The organism is Bacteroidetes Order II. bacterium (assembly GCA_016788705.1).
Taxonomy (GTDB): domain Bacteria; phylum Bacteroidota; class Rhodothermia; order Rhodothermales; family UBA2364; genus UBA2364.
In genome coordinates this window covers 1-18709 of the sequence record JAEUSQ010000024.1, presented here as the reverse complement: position 1 = coordinate 18709, position 18709 = coordinate 1, and the positions used below count along the sequence as shown (strand labels likewise).

The 18709-nt window shown below is 47.3% G+C and carries 14 protein-coding genes; 7 read left to right on the top strand and 7 right to left on the bottom strand.

Annotation, left to right across the window (positions count from 1 at the left end; translation table 11 throughout):
- Positions 1–337: transposase (locus JNN12_06265; GenBank protein MBL7977927.1), on the bottom strand; the 337-nt coding region annotated here is incomplete at its 3' end.
- 292 nt (positions 338–629) lie between these two features.
- Between JNN12_06265 and JNN12_06260 the strand changes: the two genes are divergently transcribed.
- The gene (locus JNN12_06260; protein MBL7977926.1) at positions 630–1013 is read left to right on the top strand and encodes a helix-turn-helix transcriptional regulator; all 384 of its coding nucleotides are present in this window, start codon (positions 630–632) and stop codon (positions 1011–1013) included.
- Positions 1014–1106: 93 nt separating this feature from the next.
- On the opposite strand, the gene JNN12_06255 is transcribed toward JNN12_06260, so the two are convergent.
- The 5 genes from JNN12_06255 to JNN12_06235 all read right to left on the bottom strand — a co-directional run bounded on the left by JNN12_06255 (position 1107) and on the right by JNN12_06235 (position 8016).
- Entirely contained in the window at positions 1107–1595 is a 489-nt protein-coding gene (locus JNN12_06255) for a hypothetical protein (GenBank protein ID MBL7977925.1), read from the bottom strand.
- A gap of 349 nt (positions 1596–1944) precedes the next feature.
- On the bottom strand, positions 1945–2625 hold the full coding sequence (rsmI, locus tag JNN12_06250; protein ID MBL7977924.1) for a 16S rRNA (cytidine(1402)-2'-O)-methyltransferase: 681 nt from the start codon (positions 2623–2625) through the stop codon (positions 1945–1947).
- Positions 2626–2637: 12 nt separating this feature from the next.
- Positions 2638–4086: an LptF/LptG family permease gene (locus JNN12_06245; protein MBL7977923.1), complete on the bottom strand. Its 1449-nt coding sequence runs from the start codon at positions 4084–4086 to the stop codon at positions 2638–2640.
- A 19-nt stretch (positions 4087–4105) separates the two neighbouring features.
- Positions 4106–6925 (bottom strand): FAD-binding oxidoreductase, encoded by a 2820-nt coding sequence (locus tag JNN12_06240; protein ID MBL7977922.1) that lies wholly within the window; start codon positions 6923–6925, stop codon positions 4106–4108.
- 299 nt (positions 6926–7224) lie between these two features.
- Complete coding sequence (locus tag JNN12_06235; protein MBL7977921.1) at positions 7225–8016, bottom strand: hypothetical protein; 792 nt, start codon at positions 8014–8016, stop codon at positions 7225–7227.
- A gap of 216 nt (positions 8017–8232) precedes the next feature.
- On the opposite strand from JNN12_06235, the gene JNN12_06230 reads away from it, so the two are divergent.
- Positions 8233–9366, top strand: coding sequence for an acyltransferase (locus JNN12_06230; protein MBL7977920.1), 1134 nt, complete (start codon positions 8233–8235; stop codon positions 9364–9366).
- 13 nt (positions 9367–9379) lie between these two features.
- Positions 9380–9997 carry a YdeI/OmpD-associated family protein gene (locus tag JNN12_06225; GenBank protein MBL7977919.1) on the top strand — a complete coding sequence of 206 codons (618 nt, stop codon included), beginning with the start codon at positions 9380–9382 and terminating at the stop codon, positions 9995–9997.
- Here JNN12_06225 and JNN12_06220 read toward each other — a convergent pair.
- Positions 9992–10594: a hypothetical protein gene (locus JNN12_06220; protein MBL7977918.1), complete on the bottom strand. Its 603-nt coding sequence runs from the start codon at positions 10592–10594 to the stop codon at positions 9992–9994. The two genes, JNN12_06225 and JNN12_06220, sit on opposite strands and share 6 nt — an antisense overlap.
- Before the next feature lie 231 nt (positions 10595–10825).
- Here JNN12_06220 and JNN12_06215 point away from each other — a divergent pair, with 231 nt between their 5' ends.
- The 4 genes from JNN12_06215 to JNN12_06200 all read left to right on the top strand — a co-directional run.
- Complete coding sequence (locus tag JNN12_06215) at positions 10826–11395, top strand: hypothetical protein (GenBank protein MBL7977917.1); 570 nt, start codon at positions 10826–10828, stop codon at positions 11393–11395.
- Positions 11396–11415: 20 nt separating this feature from the next.
- Complete coding sequence (locus JNN12_06210) at positions 11416–14010, top strand: protein kinase (GenBank protein MBL7977916.1); 2595 nt, start codon at positions 11416–11418, stop codon at positions 14008–14010.
- A 267-nt stretch (positions 14011–14277) separates the two neighbouring features.
- Positions 14278–15864: a DUF11 domain-containing protein gene (locus tag JNN12_06205; GenBank protein MBL7977915.1), complete on the top strand. Its 1587-nt coding sequence runs from the start codon at positions 14278–14280 to the stop codon at positions 15862–15864.
- A gap of 346 nt (positions 15865–16210) precedes the next feature.
- On the top strand, positions 16211–18709 hold a 2499-nt coding region (locus tag JNN12_06200), incomplete at its 3' end, for a hypothetical protein (GenBank protein ID MBL7977914.1).

Sequence of the window (18709 nt, the reverse complement as noted above, 5' to 3'; positions counted from 1 at the left end):
ATTGAATTGAATTGAATTGAATTGAATTGAATTGAATTGAATTGAATCTACAATCGTTATAAAACAAAGTCAATAGCTGCGTAAAATTTTGTAACGGGTTCCCCCCATCAACATGATACTCTGGAATACCGCCAGATAAGGTGATATAGAGTTCATTGAAAGGATTGAATTGCAGTTTTTGGACCGTGGAGATAACGGTTTGGATACGGGCATAGATTTCTGCTCCGTACTGGGTACGGAAACAGCCACCGACTTTCATTTTGGCTTGGGCGGGCCTAATGTCCCTTTCAGTCTGATTGTTGGAGAAGGGTACTTCTGCATGAAAAGCGAAAGCCAAGACCGCATCTTGATATTGCTTCTCAACTTATTCAACACAACCCTCCAATTGAGGCTTGAAGCCTTCAATGATAGATACCCATTCACGGATAATCCGGTGGCAACTTGATAGGTCGCTGGGCAACTCCATTTGTTTGAACCAATCCATGTAACAATGTACGTATGCCAAGTAACTTCTTTGCATTTAGAACAAGTACGACGTTTTTCTTCTCCGTCTTTTGGCATCTAACTATCATCCTTTTGCCTACTCTTTCGTTTTCGGCGTACCCGTCTTACTTTTTTGCCTGAAATAAATGGCAGGGTTTCAGAATTTGCCCTTAATGAATGATGCGAAGGGGCTTTCACAAGAGTACATGGCAGAACGGTTGGGGATTAGCAAGAATGCGTATGGCAAGATTGAAAGAGGGGAAACGAAGCCTAACTTTCATCGTTTGGAGCAAATCGCAACTGCGTTAGAGCTATCATTAGAGCAGTTGCTACACGGGCAAGTCGTTATTTATAATAAGAACCAAGTCAAAGAAGGCAATTCAAATTTTCAGACCTTTTCATCCTCAAGCGGGCAGGAACTTGCCCTTCTACAACAAGAAAATGCCCATCTGAAAGAGAAAATTGCGTGGTTGGAGCGGGAAAATGCGTTGCAGCAGCAGTTATTGGCGCAGTTCCAAGCACAAGCCTAAGTTCATCTACGGGTTCATTCTTGTAAGGCAGGATACACCTTTGCAAACTCGGTATCGGGGCTGCTGTTGCCGCCGGTATCTAATGCGACCACTTTATAGAAAGATTTGAGGGTGCCTTCGGGGTCGCGGAAACTCATCTACCAAGCCAATTTCTTTGTATTCGCCTGTTGCGAGGGAAACGGCACGCAAAACCCGATAAGAAGCCAAGTCTGCTGCGACGACTGGCTCCCAGTCCACCAAAACGCCTCCATTTTGGTAAAAAGCGCGAATGTTCCGCACAGCACGCGGAGGAGTCGAATCACGGAAGGTAAGAGGTTTTGTAAGGGCTGGCTTGCTCACATTGCCTAATGAGTCTAGGGCCACCACTTTGTAGGTATAGGTAAAGCCTTGTTGAACGGCTTGGTCTCGCCAAAACACATCGGTTTTCAGGGTGGCAAGGCGGATTGCCGTTGCCCCATTGGTTTCTCGCCAAACCTCGTATGTGGTCACATCGGTAGAAGGCGAACCCAACCAAGATACGTCCACATATAAGCCTTGATGGTTAAAGGCGGTTGCGTTTGCAGGGGCTTTGGGTGGGGTCAAGTCAGGTACCTTGAATTTCTTTGATGTGTGCGGGCTTAGTTCGCAGTTTTTGGCGCCCAGATTTTTGCGAAGTTTGGCAAAACGCTGAGATGCATCAATCAGGATTACCTTCCCTTTTTGTTTTTCAGGTTTGACGTTTGTTAAAAACCAAATATTGGTGCTATAGGATATGCTTTATGTAACCAATATTGTGACTGATAAGCTATGAAAAGCGTCTGCAACAAAGCAAGTGGGTTTGCAGGCGAAGTACCTGAGAGAACATTCATCCCTACATACCGTTTGCTGTCCAGAACATGCAAATTACTTGTTCTGATGGCGTTGGCAAGTTCGTGATGAGGCTCTATAGATATCACCCAAATGATCCTGCTTTACCGCCGATGATGAGAACAAACTCGCCTCGGACTTTGGCTTCTTGGCCAAAATGTGCCCGTACCGAAGACAAACTACCCCGTACCACCTCCTCAAATTTTTTTGACAACTCGCGAGCCACACAAGCGGGGCGATCGGGACCAAACAAGGGAATAAATCCGTCCAAGGTTTTTTGAATGCGGTGTGGCGACTCATAAAACACCATTGTTCGGCTTTCTTCCAACAAGGCTTTCATTCGTGTTTGACGGCCTTTTTTGACGGGTAGAAACCCCTCAAATACAAAGCGGTCGCAGGGCAGGCCGGATGCCACAAGGGCTGGCACAAATGCGGTGGCTCCGGGCAATACCTCTACAGAAACCCCGGCTTGAATGGCTGCACGAACCAAAGAAAACCCCGGGTCGGAAATCCCCGGCGTTCCGGCATCCGAAATCAGGGCGACGGTTTCCCCGCGCTGGATGCGTGCAATCAGGTGATCTGCTTTTGCAGCTTCGTTAAACGCATGAAAACTGGTACGTGGCGTTTCGATTTGGTAATGTTGTAGCAACACACCGGAAGTTCGGGTGTCTTCGCAGGCCACCACATCGGCCTCGCGGAGAACGCGTAGCGCCCGCAAGGTGATGTCTTCGAGGTTGCCAATGGGCGTGGGGACAATATATAGCATGTGGTTAGGAGGTTAAGAAGGAGGGGTGTTATTTTTTTCTCGGCGTGGGAGGCGGGGAAAAGGGATGCGCTGCAAGTAGCGACGAATGGGAATCCCAAGGTGTCCAAATTGGTGGCGCAAAAGTAGAAAAAGGGCCAAACTACCCATAATGGCAGTGCTTGCCCACATCATGATGGGTGGTACAAAACCACGATCGGCCAATTTTTCGCCGTTCACCATGCCAAACCAGAAGAGCATAAACAAAATACCTGCTAGGGCGGCTACGACCCCCAAGCCACCCCGCCGGATGAGCAGGCCCAACGGGGCGCCGAGCAAGACAAAAACAAAACAGGCAATGGCCATGGTCCGCTTTTTATAAACTTCCACGATATACTCATCTATTCGTTGTTGTTGAAACTTAAAATTACTTTGCTCCACCGAAATCATAGAGACCCGTTGTTGGGCAGATTGAATGGCTTTTTGATAGACTTGCTGCTTGTTTTTCGGAGATAGTCCCCGTAGGATGCGACGGGTTGTGGGTAGATCGGCAACCTTCACCGAATCGAGGAGGGTTTGTAGTTCAAACGTAGCGAGGGCATCCACTTTACGGGTCAAGTCTGCCCCGCGCTGAAGGTCTTTGAAAAAAAGGCCCTCTTTTCTCTGGAGTTCCGCCCGCATAGAGTCCACAATGGTATTAATGCGTGAAACGGCAATGGTGCGGTCTCCGCGAATGCCTTCTTTATTTTCCCTGCGGAACATCAAGTCCGAAGTATCGAAAGTGGTTTCATATTTACGGAACCGTACCCGCTCGTACCGTATAGGGATGTCCTGAATATTTCGGTGGAGTTCACCATTTACCAACGTGAGTTTAAGCAAGTCTTGGCCAATACTGGTCAGGTATCCTTTTTCGGCGATTAAGGTGGCCTGTCGGCGGTTGCCTTTGGTGTAGTCAAAAAGAAAAACGCCTCGTAGTTCGCCACTCCAGATGGCTTTTTGCCGGACGAGGAGGGTGTAGCCCTGCAGTCCATTATAAAATTTGCCTTCTTCCAATAAAAAATCTGGTTTTTTTCGGGCAATATCCAGCCATAGGCCACTGCTCCGGAATCCTGCTTCTGGTAAGATTTCGCCGGCAAAATGCCACATACCAGCGGTTATAAAGCCAGCAACAACCAGTAGCGGCCATAAAATTTGCAGGAGGGAAACCCCTGCATTCCGGATAACCATCCAGGCGCGGGTTTCAACGAGTTTTGAAAATGTAATGAGAGTGGCCACCAGCATAGACATGGGTACAGCCAGCGTAAACATATAGGCCAAACTATATGCGATCAACTCAAGCATGACGATAGGGTCTAACCCTTTCCCCACAATTTTGGGCAGGTTTTGCATGAGGAATTGCATGAGAATAAGGAACATGAACAACCCCAGAGCAGCCATAAATGGCCCCGGGAAGCGTTTAAGCACCATCCATTGCAATTGTCTCATAAGTCCTCGCATCGTCCAGTTAAGGACGGGTCACTTCTTCGAGCAGGTAGAGAATGGACTCGAAAGGAAGCCCAGAGGTTTCCCCCAGACTTAATTCGCAAGGTCGGGAGGTGGCATAATATCCGTCGCAAGAATCTGCATGGAGTTCGGCCACTTCGCGTGCTGTGGCTGCTTGGGTAAGCCCGGGGACCACAAACCCACGATCGCCGGCCATGCCACAACATCCGGCATGTTCTGGGATAAACGTATGCAAAGCACAGGCCTGAGCTACTTCTTCCAATACCTTAACCGTTCCCATTTTATGCAATGAACAGACAGGATGTAGGGCCACGCGGTGTTTTTTATGGCGGATAACAAGGCGGGGTAAAAGATATTCCGCGATAAACTCTACGCTGTCATAAATCTGGAGTGAGTCAAAATATCGCTGATTGCGGGGCGAAAGGACCGGACGTATCTGGCGCATAGACTGGGTACAGGAAGAGACATCCAGCACTACGGGTAGTTTTCCCCCTTCCGTCCATTGATACAGGGCCTCGACCACATAGTTGGCCATATATTCGTGTGCTTGGGTATAGCCTTTGGACGAGAAAATCTGGCTACAACAATAACCGCCAATACTGGTGGGTAAAAAGAGCGAGACCCCCGCTCGTTCTGCGACCTCGATAAAAACACGCAGCAAGGAAGCTTTTCCGCCTTCTCCTTCGCCCAATGTACGGGTAATACAAGTGGCAAAATAGACGGCATCGGCCTTGACGGGGGTGTTGGCAATGAGTTCTGGCGGCGTTTGCAACTGTTCGGACCATTGCGGGAGCGTATGACTGAATTTTTTTGCGACTCCTGTTAGGCGTTCCATAGTACGGCGGCCCAAAACGCGGTTTACTTGTCCGCCCATTTGTAAACCCAGACGGGTGAGCTTGACGGTATTTCGGAAGGACTGTGCCACCTGAAGGGCCATTTTTTGGGCAAAGCGGGAGTGCCCTTCACGCCGTAAACGCTTCACCAATTCGCCCGTATTGATTCCAACGGGGCAGTCTAAGGCACACAGGCCATCCACCGCACAGGTTTCTAATCCATCAAATTGGTATTCTTGCCGCAATTGCCGGACTTCTTCTTGCTTACCCACTGCTTCCAGTCGCTTTATGGCACGTCGGATGCCAATGCGCTGACGAGGCGAGAGGGTAAAGTCTCGGCTAGGACATCGGTTTTCGCAAAATCCACATTCCACACATTTATCCACTTCGGTCTCTACAACGGGCAGCGATTTCAGGTTCCGGATATGGGCGGCTTTGTCGTTGTTCAGAATCACACCCGGATTCAACAGGTTGTCGGGGTCTAAGAGCCGCTTCACCTGTTTCATGATGCTATACGCCTTTCCGCCCCACTCGGCTTCGACAAACGGGGCGATATTGCGCCCTGTGCCATGTTCTGCCTTCAGAGAACCACCATACTTGAGCAAAACCAAGTCCGAAAGTTCTTCCATAAAAAGGGCATAACGTCCGATATCAGCTTCTTCCAAAGGCTGCGAGACCACAAAATGCAGGTTCCCATCTTTGGCATGACCAAAAATGATGGGATTCGCATACCCATGCCGATACAATAAGGCTTGCAGGTCTGGAATAGCTTCCCCCAATTTTTCGACCGGGAAGGTTACATCTTCCAATAGCACTGCCTCACCTCGTCCACGCAGGGCAGCCGCAGAGGGGTAGAGGCCCTTGCGAAGTTTCCAGAGTTTGGCTTGATTGACAGGATTTCGGGAGAATTTGGGTTTATTTAAAATGCGAAGCCGCAAGAACGAAGCGTCTGCAATTTCCATTGCACGGTCTAAACTCCAAACATCGGGCGCATGGTATTCACAGAGCAAGCCAACGGCTTCATCGGGCAGGGTTTTCAGGATTTCTGGCGCCTCGGGCAATTCGGCAATGCTCTTTAGGGCCATACCGTCCATTAATTCCAGTGCTGCCGCACCCGTTTCCCGTAGAATCGGAATGGCCTGACCAGCACTTGCACAATCGGGGAAAAACAAGATTCCGGTTGCCTTATGTGCATAATCGGGTACCGTTACCAAAACCGCTTCGGCAATAAAACCCAAAGTCCCTTCGCCCCCAATCATGAGGCGTGCAATAATGTCTAAGGGGTGTTCGTAATCGAGAAACGCATTCAGGCCATAGCCCACCGTGTTTTTGGTGCGGTACTTATGCCGGATCCGTTCTACCATACTGGGGTCTTCTATAATCTGCCGCCTGATTTTTCGGATGCCGTCAAATACGTCTTTTGATTCTCGCTCAAATCGGGTATAAGAGGTAGGGACATTCGTATCAAAAGACTGGCCATTGGGCAAAATAAGCGTCATGCTTTCGAGCGTATGATAGGCATTTTGTGCAACACCGCAACACATCCCACTGGCATTATTAGACAAAATCCCCCCCATCATGGCGGCATTAATCGAGGCTGGATCGGGGCCTATCTTACGGCCATATCGCCTTAAGGCATTGTTTGCATGGCCTCCGATCACGCCCGGTTGGACGCGAATACGCCACCCTTCATCCTCCACCCAAAGTTTTCGCCAGTTCCGGCTAAGGTCCACCAAAATGCCATCGGTCAGGGCTTGGCCAGAAAGACTGGTTCCGGCAGCCCGAAACGTCATCGGAATACCCAAACGCTGCGATAATCCGAATAGCGATCGGATTTCACCCACGGTATCGGGCATAACCACCACTTGCGGAATCATGTAATAAAAACTAGCGTCGCTCGCAAACGCATAGCGGTCAATCAGCCGAGAGCGGATTTTTTCTTTGGGCAGAATCTGTTCTATGGCTTCTATCAAACGGGCGGCTTCCACACAAGTCCAAGGTTAGGGTCGCTGAAGGCAGGGTAACTAAGTAATATAACAAACCACACCTATAAAACAAAAGAGGGCAGATTAATGCAAATAGACGATTAAGGAAACAAGATGCGGGCTTAGGTTTCTTCCACGCTGGATTCTCGTCCTTACGATGCTGATTTTGTAAAGAGGGACGTCGTTTATGGGCCGATACCCGTTCTTCAATCTCAGGCGGGTTTCGCCGACACTCTTCCCAAAACAGAAAAAATGAGATTATCCTTTGCAACATCATCGGCAATGCCGTTTTGGGCTTGGCGTTATTGTACCAAAAGCCCCTCGCCCCGCAATCGTTTTTCTTTGGTGGCAACGGGCGAAGGACGGACATTGAGCCATGCCGACATCAATCCATAATTTCCGGAGATTTTGCCCAGAACACGGTATTTGGAATTGCGCAAGGTGGGGGATGCGGCGGCAGGCTCCCGAACAACCGCGTGGGGAAAACGGGCACTGGCGTGGATGAAATACACCTCTTCTGGTTCATACAGCAAAAAGCCCGTATGCGTATCTAAGCCGACGACAAACAAACCTTCACCAAAAGACTTTACGGCGCTAAGGAACTCGCCGATGGTCAGGTTATGGTATCGCCGGGTATTCGGCTCGCCCACCAGCCCAGTCACCAATTTCTCGGAAGCCACTTGCGCCAATGTGTTGCGGTCTATCGGGATGCCAGCATCGTATAGCACAGTGGTCACAAAATATCCACAGGCAATTTTGCCTTTACCTGGTGTGCGGGTATTGCCATTAAAGTCATAGGCAGTGCCCAACCAGTAGGGCCATATCCGAGATTCAATGTTTTGGGTAAGGGTTTGGCTCGCAACATCAATGGCGTCGTCGCGTTGTGCCTCAATAAAGGCCGTCTTATACTGCATCCGGATATCGTCCCGTTCACGAAAGATTTCCTGGATGGTTTTCTGGTATTTAGAAGGCGTATAAAAAAAAGCGTGGTAGCCGGGTAAAAGGGACTTGTAGCCCAGGGCCATCAAGGCAAAGACCGCCAGTAAAAACAAGACTGGTAAAATAACCAAAGCAATTCGGAAAGCGCGTGGCATAATAGCGGGTAGATTAATACAAGTGGTGGTACGTGGTGATACAAATATACAAACGATTCGTGGCAGATGTCTTGTATCCGTCAAATTCGGTACATAGGATGTATCTGTGTACCTTCGGTGAAGAGTCGTTTATGATGCAAAAGCCGCTTTCGGAAGTGTTGTATCTTTAGGACTTGCCCCCACTCCCTTTTTCCACACCAACCAGCATTTGCAACCGTGGGACTTTATCGCCTTTTACTCGCTATAGCTGTTGTATTTACCCACAGTTCGCCCATTCTGGGCATAAAGATGGTGGGTGGTCTAAATGCCGTTCAATGTTTTTACATTATATCCGGCTTCTATATGTCTATGGTGCTAAACGAAAAATATACTGGAACAGGGAAGGATACCTATAAGCTGTTTATTACCAATCGCCTACTTCGCCTTTATCCGATCTACTGGGCGGTCCTGGGCATTGTGATTCTGACGAGTTTTATTGCCTTTAAAAACCACCACGGCTTTTACGCCGGATTGTTGGACCCGTACTATAAATATTTTATTCGAGGCAACATGAGTTGGTGGACATGGGGTGTGCTCACCTTCTCGAACTTTGGCCTTATTGGGCAAGACTGGCTGATGTTTACGGGCTATCATCAGACCGACGGTATTTTAATGCTTTCTCATAATTACAAGCTCTTCGATCCGCCAATCAATAAGTTTTTAATGATTCCACAGGCATGGACCTTGGGGGTAGAAATCACCTTTTATTTGATGGCCCCCTTTATTGTCCGGAGGCCCTTAAAGTCGGTTTCTTGGCTTTTGGGATTCACCATTGTTTTGCGCATTCTGGCGTATAAATTTGATCTGAACTACGACCCTTGGAGCTATCGTTTCTTTCCGTTGGAGTTGATGTACTTTTTATTAGGGAATGTGTCTTATCGGTTGTATCAAAAAATAAAAGAAAGGGCGATTCCTCGCTATGTGTATCAGGCCATTTTGGTTGTAGTGATTGCCGGAACCCTGATATACCAAGAGGCCCCTGTTTCGTGGTATTATCCGCTGAAATATACCTATACTGCATTGTTGGTATTGGCCATTCCATTTCTCTTTGAATATACCAAAAACAACAAAGTGGACCGGTGGATTGGGGAGCTTTCGTATCCGCTCTATATTTGCCACATGCTCTTTGTGAGTGCCTGGACGGTGAAACTGTTTCCGGATTTGGGTGGGCACGGGGTGACGGTGACCGCCTATTCTTTGTTGATGGCCATTTTATTGAACCAATGGGTGGCGGAACCTGTCGAGAAAATACGGCAAAGGCGGGCAGCTACCCTTAAAAAGGGCGCGGTGGCCGCTATACCTTCTTCATAAACGACTATTGAACATGCAAGACATCCCGCCCTTTAGACCAGATGGCATATCGTCCTTTTATGCCGAAAGTCGCGCTGCTTGGCGTGCTTGGTTGGCCGCTAACCATCAAACCGCAGACAAGGTATGGCTTATTATGTATCATAAAAAAAGTGGTGTACCCAGTGTCTATTACGACGAAGCGGTGGATGAAGCCCTGTGCTTTGGCTGGATAGACAGCAAGCCCGCCAAACGCAATGCCGAGAGCTATTACCAATATTTTTCTAAACGGAAACCCAAGAGCAATTGGAGCGGGGTCAATAAAGATAAAGTTACTCGTTTGGCCGAGCAGGGCCTCATGACCGAAGCAGGCTGGGAAATGGTGACCTTAGCCAAAAAAACAGGTACTTGGACGGCTTTGGATGCGGTGATTGCCTTAGAAATACCTAAAGACCTGCAAAGGGCCTTAGAAGCATATCCAACTGCGGAGGAACACTTTCAGCGCTTCCCGGCCTCGGTAAAACGCGCCCTATTAGAGTGGATATCCAGCGCCAAACAGCCTGCTACCCGTGCCAAACGCATCTTGGAAACGGCCCAAGAAGCGGCAGAAAATAGGCGTGCAAACCAATATCGGCCTACGAAAAAACCTTCATAGCAGTCCTTTTTCTTTTGAAATCCTAACCAAATCAACTTTATTCTTTGCATTTAATTTTCGTAGAAGCCTGCGCCGATGATTCATGATGGTATAAGAACTTAGGTATAATTCCGAAGCAATTTCTTTGTCTCGCTTTCCCGCTGCAATCAATTTTAGCACTTCTTCCTCGCGTCGTGTTAAGGCAATAGGCGACTCTATGAATGGGTTGGGGGCTTGAGATTTCGTAAAAGCAAAACCGTCGGAAGGGGGGCATTCGATAAAACACAAGAAGAGTACTTCTGCATTGCTTTGTAGGTCCATACAGCCCAATCGCCACTGCCCCCAATGCCATTTTCTTTCGTTATCCATGAAACGTAGCGAAAGAGGGGAGTCGTACTTGCCAGAAAACTGCTGTATGGTTGTGTGCAGTTGGGGTAAATCTTCCGGGTGAATGTAGGACGAGAGGGGAATCCCTTCTAAGAATGTATAAGGATAATGCGAAGCCATAAACGCATTTCGTTGTAGGATGCGCTGACTCTTTCGGTCTATGCACAAGACTCCAAGTGGCAACGGAAGGTCAATAAGCGGGGTGGTTTCTTTTATAACAAGTATAGCCATGATACATCCGGTTCCAATAAAAATGGGTGGTGTATCTACATGCCTATTTAAAAGCGAATTGTGACATTCTGATTTATTAAAAATGATTTTTGAAGTGTAAAAAATGGGTAACGAGGATGATGGACAAAAATTAGACCAAATGGACTATATGGTTATCATGTATTTTAGTGTTCCTCCTCCCCAAAGATATCTGATAATGGTTACCCTTTTAATCCTGTTCTCTGAAAAGGCATGAAAACGACAATCCCCGAACATCTGACAACGCTCCTCAACAGCATCGAAAGCCCTGAAGCGGACGAATGGAACGAGGTATTGGTCCGGGTGTGGCATCATTTGGAAAAAATTGCCCAAAACCTTCTCGGTAAGGAAAATGGTGCGCTTGGTTTTAACAGCAAAGAACTTATTTCCGAAGCATGGCTACGAATCGGATATAACCAACCACTGAAATGGGAAAATCGCCGGCATTTTTATAACACCATGGGCCAACTGATGCGTCAGGTATTGATCAACCATGCAGCCAAAAAAAACGCAGCCCGCCGTATTCCACCCCACTTGCTTACCGATTATGAAACCGTCGGCGAGATCGCATTGACGGAAAAGATTGAGGCCCTGGCCAATCTCGATGAAGCCTTGGAATATCTGAAACGAGAAGATGAACGTGCTTGCGAGGTTTTTATTCAACGCTATTTTATCGGGCTTAAAATAAAAGAAATCAGCACTCTACATGATGTAACAGACCGAACCGTTTTGCGGGATCTGGAATATGCGCGGGCTTGGCTCAAAGCCGAGTTACTCAAATAAATGATATAATCAGGCGTGATATGGAAAATAGTGAAAAAGAATTGTTTTTACAGGCTTTAGACCTTTCGGATGATGAACAAGCCGATTTTATTAATGCGGCGGCGCCCAGCCCAGAGGTGGCGGAACGGGTTTGGACTTTATTGTCTGCACGGAGGTCTGAAGCAAAGAATGTAGTGGATGGTTTACGCCAAAGTGCGGGGCTGACCGAGGCCGATGAAGTGCCTTCTTTTACCACATTAAACCACCCGCACTACCGCTTTGGTCGTCGAATTGGATATGGCGGGTTCTCGGAAGTGTTCGAGGGCGAGCGGCTACATCCATTCCAACAGACCGTTGCCCTCAAGGTGTTGCTCAATACACCGCAGCACCAACAAATCTTTCTTCAGGAAGCCAATATTTTAGGTGCACTACACCACCCCCACATTGCTCAGGTGTATGATGTAGGACAATTGCCCGATGGTCGGTATTTTTTGGTCATGGAATTGATAAAGGGGAAGCCTATTATTGCGTATTGTGATGAGCATCAATTATCGGTCCGAGAGCGGCTTATGCTTTTCCGTTCGTTATGTATGGCCGTATCGTTTGCCCACCAAAACCTCATTATTCACCGTGACCTCAAACCGAGCAACGTGCTGGTGACCGATGACGGTGTGGTGAAACTTTTGGACTTTGGTGTTTCTAAAATTTTACCGGAAACACAAGATGAAACCCATACCCAAACGGGCATGATGGCCTTCACACCTGCCTATGCTGCCCCTGAACAATTTCAGCGTAAACCAGTCGGAATGGCCACCGATGTATATGCCTTAGGGGTTTTGGGGTATCAACTCTTGGCTGGCAAATTGCCTTATCACATTCCCAAAGACGCCTCTCCAAGCGTATTAGAAGAGATTGTGGCCACACGCCATATTATGCCACTTAGCCAACATTTCCGAACTCCTACCGAAGGACAAAAAGCGATCTTAGCCAACCGAAAACAAACCCGAAATGGTTTGTATAAACAGTTTTTGGGAGACTTAGATGCCGTTTTGCTCAAGGCCCTTTCCAAAAATCCAAAGGAACGTTATCGTTCGGCGGGTGCATTACTCGATGAATTAGACCGATTCCTAAGTGGAAGCCCGGTTTTGGCACAATTGCCTTCTCGTGCTTACCTGTTTAAGAAGTTTGTTTTGCGGAATAAGGGACTGGTCGGCTCGGTAGTGGCTGCTTTAGTGGTAGTTATGACCACACTTGCGATTTTATCTTGGCAGAACCATAAAGTTATGGAAGCCAATAGGCGTGCCGAAGTGGAGTCTGAAAAAAATATGGCGGTGATCAAGTTTATGACCGGATTGTTATTGAATGGTAGTGCCGAGATAACCGGACAATCGGTGGATACGCTTCGCTTCAAGTCGGTCATTCAACGAGGAACAAAAGACTTGTTGGAAAACAAAAATAAAAACCCACGGGCTTATGCCGAGATGTCGCACGTTTTCGGGATGTTGTATGACAATTGGGGGGATAAGGAAAAAGCCCTTTTGCTCTTTCAGGAGGCTTACGCGGCGTGTAAAGCACATGAATTTATAGACATCCCTTGTGCGTTTGACCTGCCCAGCCGGATTGCAATCATTTTGACAAAAAAGGGGCAGATTGGAAAAGCGGTTTCTATCTATGAGCAGTTGGCGAAGAAGCGCCCAGAGGCTTTGTCAAACAATATGACGTATGGAGTATTCTTGCATAATTTGGGTGCCTTAAAGACTGTAATGGGAGAATACGTCGAAGCCGAACAATTTTTTAACCATATTTTGCAACTAAAGCCCCAATTGCCTGCCAAAGACATGAATACGCTGCGGATTATTGCATCTTCACAGACGTATTTGGGCCGGATTTACGAAAACACCGGACGATATGACGAGGCTGCTATTGCCTACGACACGGCGTATCTGGGGCTTTCGGAAGAGAAGCGGGTACGCAATGCGGCCTTCATGCCCAAAATGTTGAAAATCATGATGGAGGCCAACCACGGGCAAACCAGTAAGCACTTAGCGGCCATGAAATCCCTGATTGATTGGCAGGAAAAACAAGCACTAAACTCCAAAGAATCCTTTGTTCCGTTGTACCACCGTCTGGGAATCTTGCAAGAAGACGCTGGGCTTCAAAACGAGGCGGTTGCAACCTGGCAAAAAGCATATGAAATGGAGCACGCACTCCACGGGGATAGGTCAGCCGAGGCCATCACACTACGCCTACGTTTGATTCATGCCGCATTGACAAAGGGAGCAATGCCTGCACAAGAACGAGAGATATTGGAAATCAGCACAGAGGGCCTTTCTTATGTAGATACCCATGTTTTGGCAAAGCAGGTTTTGGGTCGGTTTTATTTGGAAAGCGGAAAAGTGCAGCAGGCCATTGCTGTTTGGGACGAAGTTCTTGTATTTCAAAACCGTATCTGGCCTGTCCCTACAAAGGCCAAGGCCCGAACACTTTTCTATTTGGCGCAGGCACATCTAAAAAAAGGTCAGATTGCAGTGGCACGGAGATATTCAAATGAAGCGCTTAGGTCGTATAGCCAGACGGTTGGAAAAGCACATCGTGACTTTCAGGCGGTACGAGATTTTCAGCACCAGTTGCCTTAAAGAGGTATCATATTGGGGCAATGAAGTTATTTTTTGCCACAGTGGGATGGGTTTTTAGGCCAAATAAATCAATTTTAATAGACCAAAAGGACTAATATTGATTGTTGTATCATTGATAGGAATGGAATTTGATCCATTGGAAAACAAAAGTTTTAAGACACGTTGCCCAATTACCCAATCCGATCCTGAATTATCACATAAATAGGAATATTTGGGCGCAGTGCTAAAGAGCTTTCTGAATTTCAATGCGTTAAACATTTCCTAAAAATGAATTTTATTTTTCGTAGCATATCGTTTACCAGATCGGTGATTTCGTTAACCGTTTGGATGGTGGTTTTCGGGTTTGTTCACCCTGTAACTGCGCAATTTACTTCCACTTCTTTCCGGACAGGTAGCAATACACAGAATGGATCGGGTGGTTGGCTTTCTGGTTCTTTGTGTGCACCAAGCAATATCACTTCGCAAACATTTACCAACTGGGAAGGTAGTGGGGTGAATGTGACCTATGGGTACTCTACCAACATGTGGGATGGTGATGCGCCCAATCTATATGTGGCTGCCGGGCAGGAAAGTGCAGCCGGTGCAGGTTGCGATAGTCAGTTTACAGCAGGGATCAATGATGCGCACTGCGCCAGTATTTATCATGGGAGTGTACGTTTCACCAATAACATCCATGATACAGGCGGAACCCCCGGAAATGCGGATGGCCCTGCCAAGATTGTGATCACCTACAACACGCCTGTGATCCTGACCAATTTCAGGATTGGTAGCATGTCGAATATTGGTTCAGTAGCTAACCCCGGAGTCGAATGGGTGCAGATCAAGGCGTTTAATGCCTCTGGTGGAGTAATTCCAATTCCAATTGGGAATGCAACTGGTTCTTATATAGATTGTGGTGGAACAGAAACTACAGGTGGGATGACGATTTTATCGGATGCAGCGGGTGGTTTATATATCGGTGCCCAAGCAACCACAAGACAAGCAGACGGGGAGTATGGCAATGTGGATTTCTCGGTCCCCTCCTCTACGCCAGTTTCAAGGGTTGAGCTATACTTTTGGCGAAATGAAAGTGCGGCAGACCCAGCAGAATTGGCAGGGCGTTCTTCTTATGCCTCGTTTACCCTACACCAAAACGTGGTGACCCCCTCTACGCCGCCGAGTTGCACGATCAATAGTCCGACGATTACCCCCACTTGTAACAATGCCGGGACAATGAATACAGGTGGGGATGATACGTTTACATTTACCGTAAATACAACGGGTTCGGGTGTGGGGACGAATTATGTGGTGAAGGATGGTACAACCACGTTAGGTACGGTCAATTATGGCACTACTTCGGCATCTTTTGGGCCTTTCCCTATTTCCAGCGGGCTTCGGCAATTATCACTGGAAGATGTGGCAACAGGAACCTGTACGCGCCCGGCGCACGCCAATCCGCCTATACCTTGCTCTGCCGATTGTACCACGATCATGAACTGCTCGGAAGTGAGTGCCATGACCGAGTCCGACCCCAACTCAACGCCTAATAATGGTGCGAATAGCGAAGATGATTATGCCTGCTATGCCATTAGTGTTTGTACACCTCCGCCTTCCTCGGCAGATCTGGAGCTCACCAAGACATCGAGTAGCCCCGTCGTTCGTCCGGGCGACACCATGACATTCACCCTTACCTTGGTGAACAAAGGCCCCGGGACGGCCATGAATGTGGTGGTGCGCGATGTCCTTCCAGTAAGCCTTTCTTTTATAAGTGCCACCACGGCAACGGGTTCGTACAGCAATGCCACCGGTCTCTGGACGCTCGGCAATATCGCTCCGGGAACCTATACCCTAACCATTAATGTGACAGTGAATTAGGTAAGTCCAATATTTGTGGAGACCATTTTACCTTTCAAAGCTTTTACGAGGTATGCCTGTAGAAGCTTTTTTTGGTTGACCGAAGCACTTAAAGAATAGAACCAAAGGATTGATAGTGACACGATATTTATTTATGAGATTAGCTCCCATAGCCTAATTTTAAATATCAAGCCTTACATCAGTATTAGAAGTATATATTTTGCTATCTACTTCATTATTTAAAAACAAAATTATCAAAGTGAATGGTCCAATTGATCTATTTTTAAACATTAATTTAAATTAGGAATATTAATTGCTTATTCTTCATATAAGGAATTAATACTGATCTTTAATTAATGAAATAAATATGAAAATTTTAATTCTTATCATTTTAATCATTAATCCTGCAGTGGCTATGTCTCAGGCCATTACCGGTACCGTTTTTCGGGATTTTAATGCCAATGGCGTTAAAGACAACAACACGACTTATCAAGAGCCGGGCTTAGGCGGAATCACCATAACCGTATTTAATGCGGCTGGCACACAACAAGGAACAGCCATTTCGTGTCGGGGTGCAAATGACCCAACAGCTATTTGTACTTCTTCAAATATTGGGTACTATGAAATTGCTGCTCCTAATGGAAGTTATAGAATTGAGTTCTCTTGGGCTGCTACGCATCTTTATAGTGGTGCAGCAGGTGGGACAAGTGTTCAGTTTGTAACGGCTCCTGCTAGCAATGTGAACTTTGGGATAAACAACCCTTCCCATTATTCCCAACCTGCTATCGAACAAGAATTGGTTACCCCTCGGTTTGTTTATGGGTATTACAATTCTTCAAGTTTTGGCTCAACCCCTGCGATTATAGGGATCCCATATAATGCACAAGACCCAACGTCCAATATTGGCATCCAAAACCCTGCTGTAATAGCAAGTACTGCATATGCTTTATTTAATCAAGTAGGCACTACAATGGGGTTGGCATGGCAACGGACAACCTCTAATCTTTATACAGGTGCTTTCATGCACCGTCATTCAGGCTTTGGCCCCGCAGGAACAGGGGGTATTTATATTGTGAATAAAGACCTTCCAATAAATGATCCGAATAAAGTTAAGGTTTATGCCGATCTAAACGCTATTTTTGGTGCGAATACGGCTGGCGCAGACCCACATCCTCAAACAGAAGGTGGGAATTGGTTTAATGATGTACGTGATCCTGCCAATACGGCATCTTGGGTGGACAGTTGGAATACGGTTGGCAAAATTGCATTAGGAGATGTGGAAATCTCGGAGGATGAAAGCACTTTATATGTGGTAAACTTAGCAGATCGGCAATTATATGTGTTACCCGCAGACCCCGCTTTAGCAGGTTCTTTAACGCCTGCACAAATTCAGCGATACCCTATTCCTTTAAACTGGTGTGTGGATAATACGGCTTCTAATACGACCGATGATTCACGTCCATTTGCACTTAAGTATTACGATGGGAAATTATACGTCGGGGTGACTTGTACAGCTGAGTCTATTGGAGCGTACAATGTAGCTGATGTAGGTGTTGCTATTTATGAGTTTACAGGCTCAAGTTTCTCAGCCCAACCTGTATTTACGATTGATGGAGTCAATTTTACCAGCCCTCAAGGTGGGGCAATCCTTTTTAGTTGGACACCTTGGGTATGGGGAACCTCTGGAACAGGATTTAATCCCAATGCGCTTCGGCAATTTTGGTTAACGGATATTGAAGTAGATAATGGCGATTTGCAATTAGGGGTTAGAGACCGTTGGGGAGATTTGGTGCATTTTAATGCAGGTTTGCCAACACCTTCAAATGCAGGATTGACACCAGCCAATAACGTACAAGCAACAACCATGGGGAAAAGTTTTAGGGCGTGTTTAGACCGTCATGATACAGATTCAGATGGCAACCGCAATGAGTGGATATTGGAAAGTGGAGGACAATGCGGGGGCGTAAGTGGTGCGGGGCATCCTACTGCGGTTGCATGGACACCAGGACCTGGTGGTTCCGTCTTTTATCATGAATATGCTTCTCATGCGTATCCTGGACTTGGGGGATTGGTCCAACTTCCGGGTTTTCTTGAAATGGCGGAGACGACCATGGGACCAACAGGATTGAACTCAGGTGGTATAAACTGGATGAACAACTTTGGAACCACTGCAGGGCAAAATACAAGAGGTGGTGTAGCTACACCTGTGGGTGCAACACTTTATGATGGCATTAGTACTTGGCCAGGGGGAACACCTTCAAACCCTAATCCTTGGTTTAAGTCGGCAGGCTTGGGAGATGTCGAGGCGTTTTCGGATCCTGCTCCTATTGAAATTGGAAATAGGATATGGCTTGATATGGACAACGACGGCATCCAAGACGCAGATGAAGTCGGTATTTCTGGCGTTCAGGTACAGTTGGTAAAAGGCGGAAGCACCCTTTCTACTGTTACAACCGATACCAATGGGAACTACTTGTTTTCGAGTGCAACCGGAACGGATGCCACAGGTAAGGATTATGGCATCACACAATTGGAACCGAATATGGCCTATACGGTGCGGTTCCCGACCACGACCACTGTTGCCGCAACAACTTATAACCTCACCACTGCCGCCGCAGGCAGCAACCGCCTCATTGACTCCAATGCCCCGGCCAACGGAGAAGTGACCGTTCTTGCCACCGATATTCCCGTTGCAGGGGCGAATAACCACAGCTTTGATGTGGGATACTCGTCGGCACCTGTTTGCTCCATCAACACCCCAACGATTGCGCCAACGTGTAACGACAATGGTACATCAAGCAACCCAGCCGATGACACCTTTACCTTCACCATCTCGGCTACGGGAACGGGTGTTGGGGCCAATTAC

What these genes read in the sequence shown, in the direction of transcription:
- JNN12_06260 (MBL7977926.1), top strand. Translation starts at nt 630, where the DNA reads ATGGCAGGGTTTCAGAATTTGCCCTTAATGAATGATGCGAAGGGGCTT.
- rsmI (MBL7977924.1), bottom strand. Translation starts at nt 2,625, where the DNA reads ATGCTATATATTGTCCCCACGCCCATTGGCAACCTCGAAGACATCACC.
- JNN12_06245 (MBL7977923.1), bottom strand. Translation starts at nt 4,086, where the DNA reads ATGAGACAATTGCAATGGATGGTGCTTAAACGCTTCCCGGGGCCATTT.
- JNN12_06235 (MBL7977921.1), bottom strand. Translation starts at nt 8,016, where the DNA reads ATGCCACGCGCTTTCCGAATTGCTTTGGTTATTTTACCAGTCTTGTTT.
- JNN12_06225 (MBL7977919.1), top strand. Translation starts at nt 9,380, where the DNA reads ATGCAAGACATCCCGCCCTTTAGACCAGATGGCATATCGTCCTTTTAT.
- JNN12_06220 (MBL7977918.1), bottom strand. Translation starts at nt 10,594, where the DNA reads ATGGCTATACTTGTTATAAAAGAAACCACCCCGCTTATTGACCTTCCG.
- JNN12_06215 (MBL7977917.1), top strand. Translation starts at nt 10,826, where the DNA reads ATGAAAACGACAATCCCCGAACATCTGACAACGCTCCTCAACAGCATC.
- JNN12_06210 (MBL7977916.1), top strand. Translation starts at nt 11,416, where the DNA reads ATGGAAAATAGTGAAAAAGAATTGTTTTTACAGGCTTTAGACCTTTCG.
- JNN12_06205 (MBL7977915.1), top strand. Translation starts at nt 14,278, where the DNA reads ATGAATTTTATTTTTCGTAGCATATCGTTTACCAGATCGGTGATTTCG.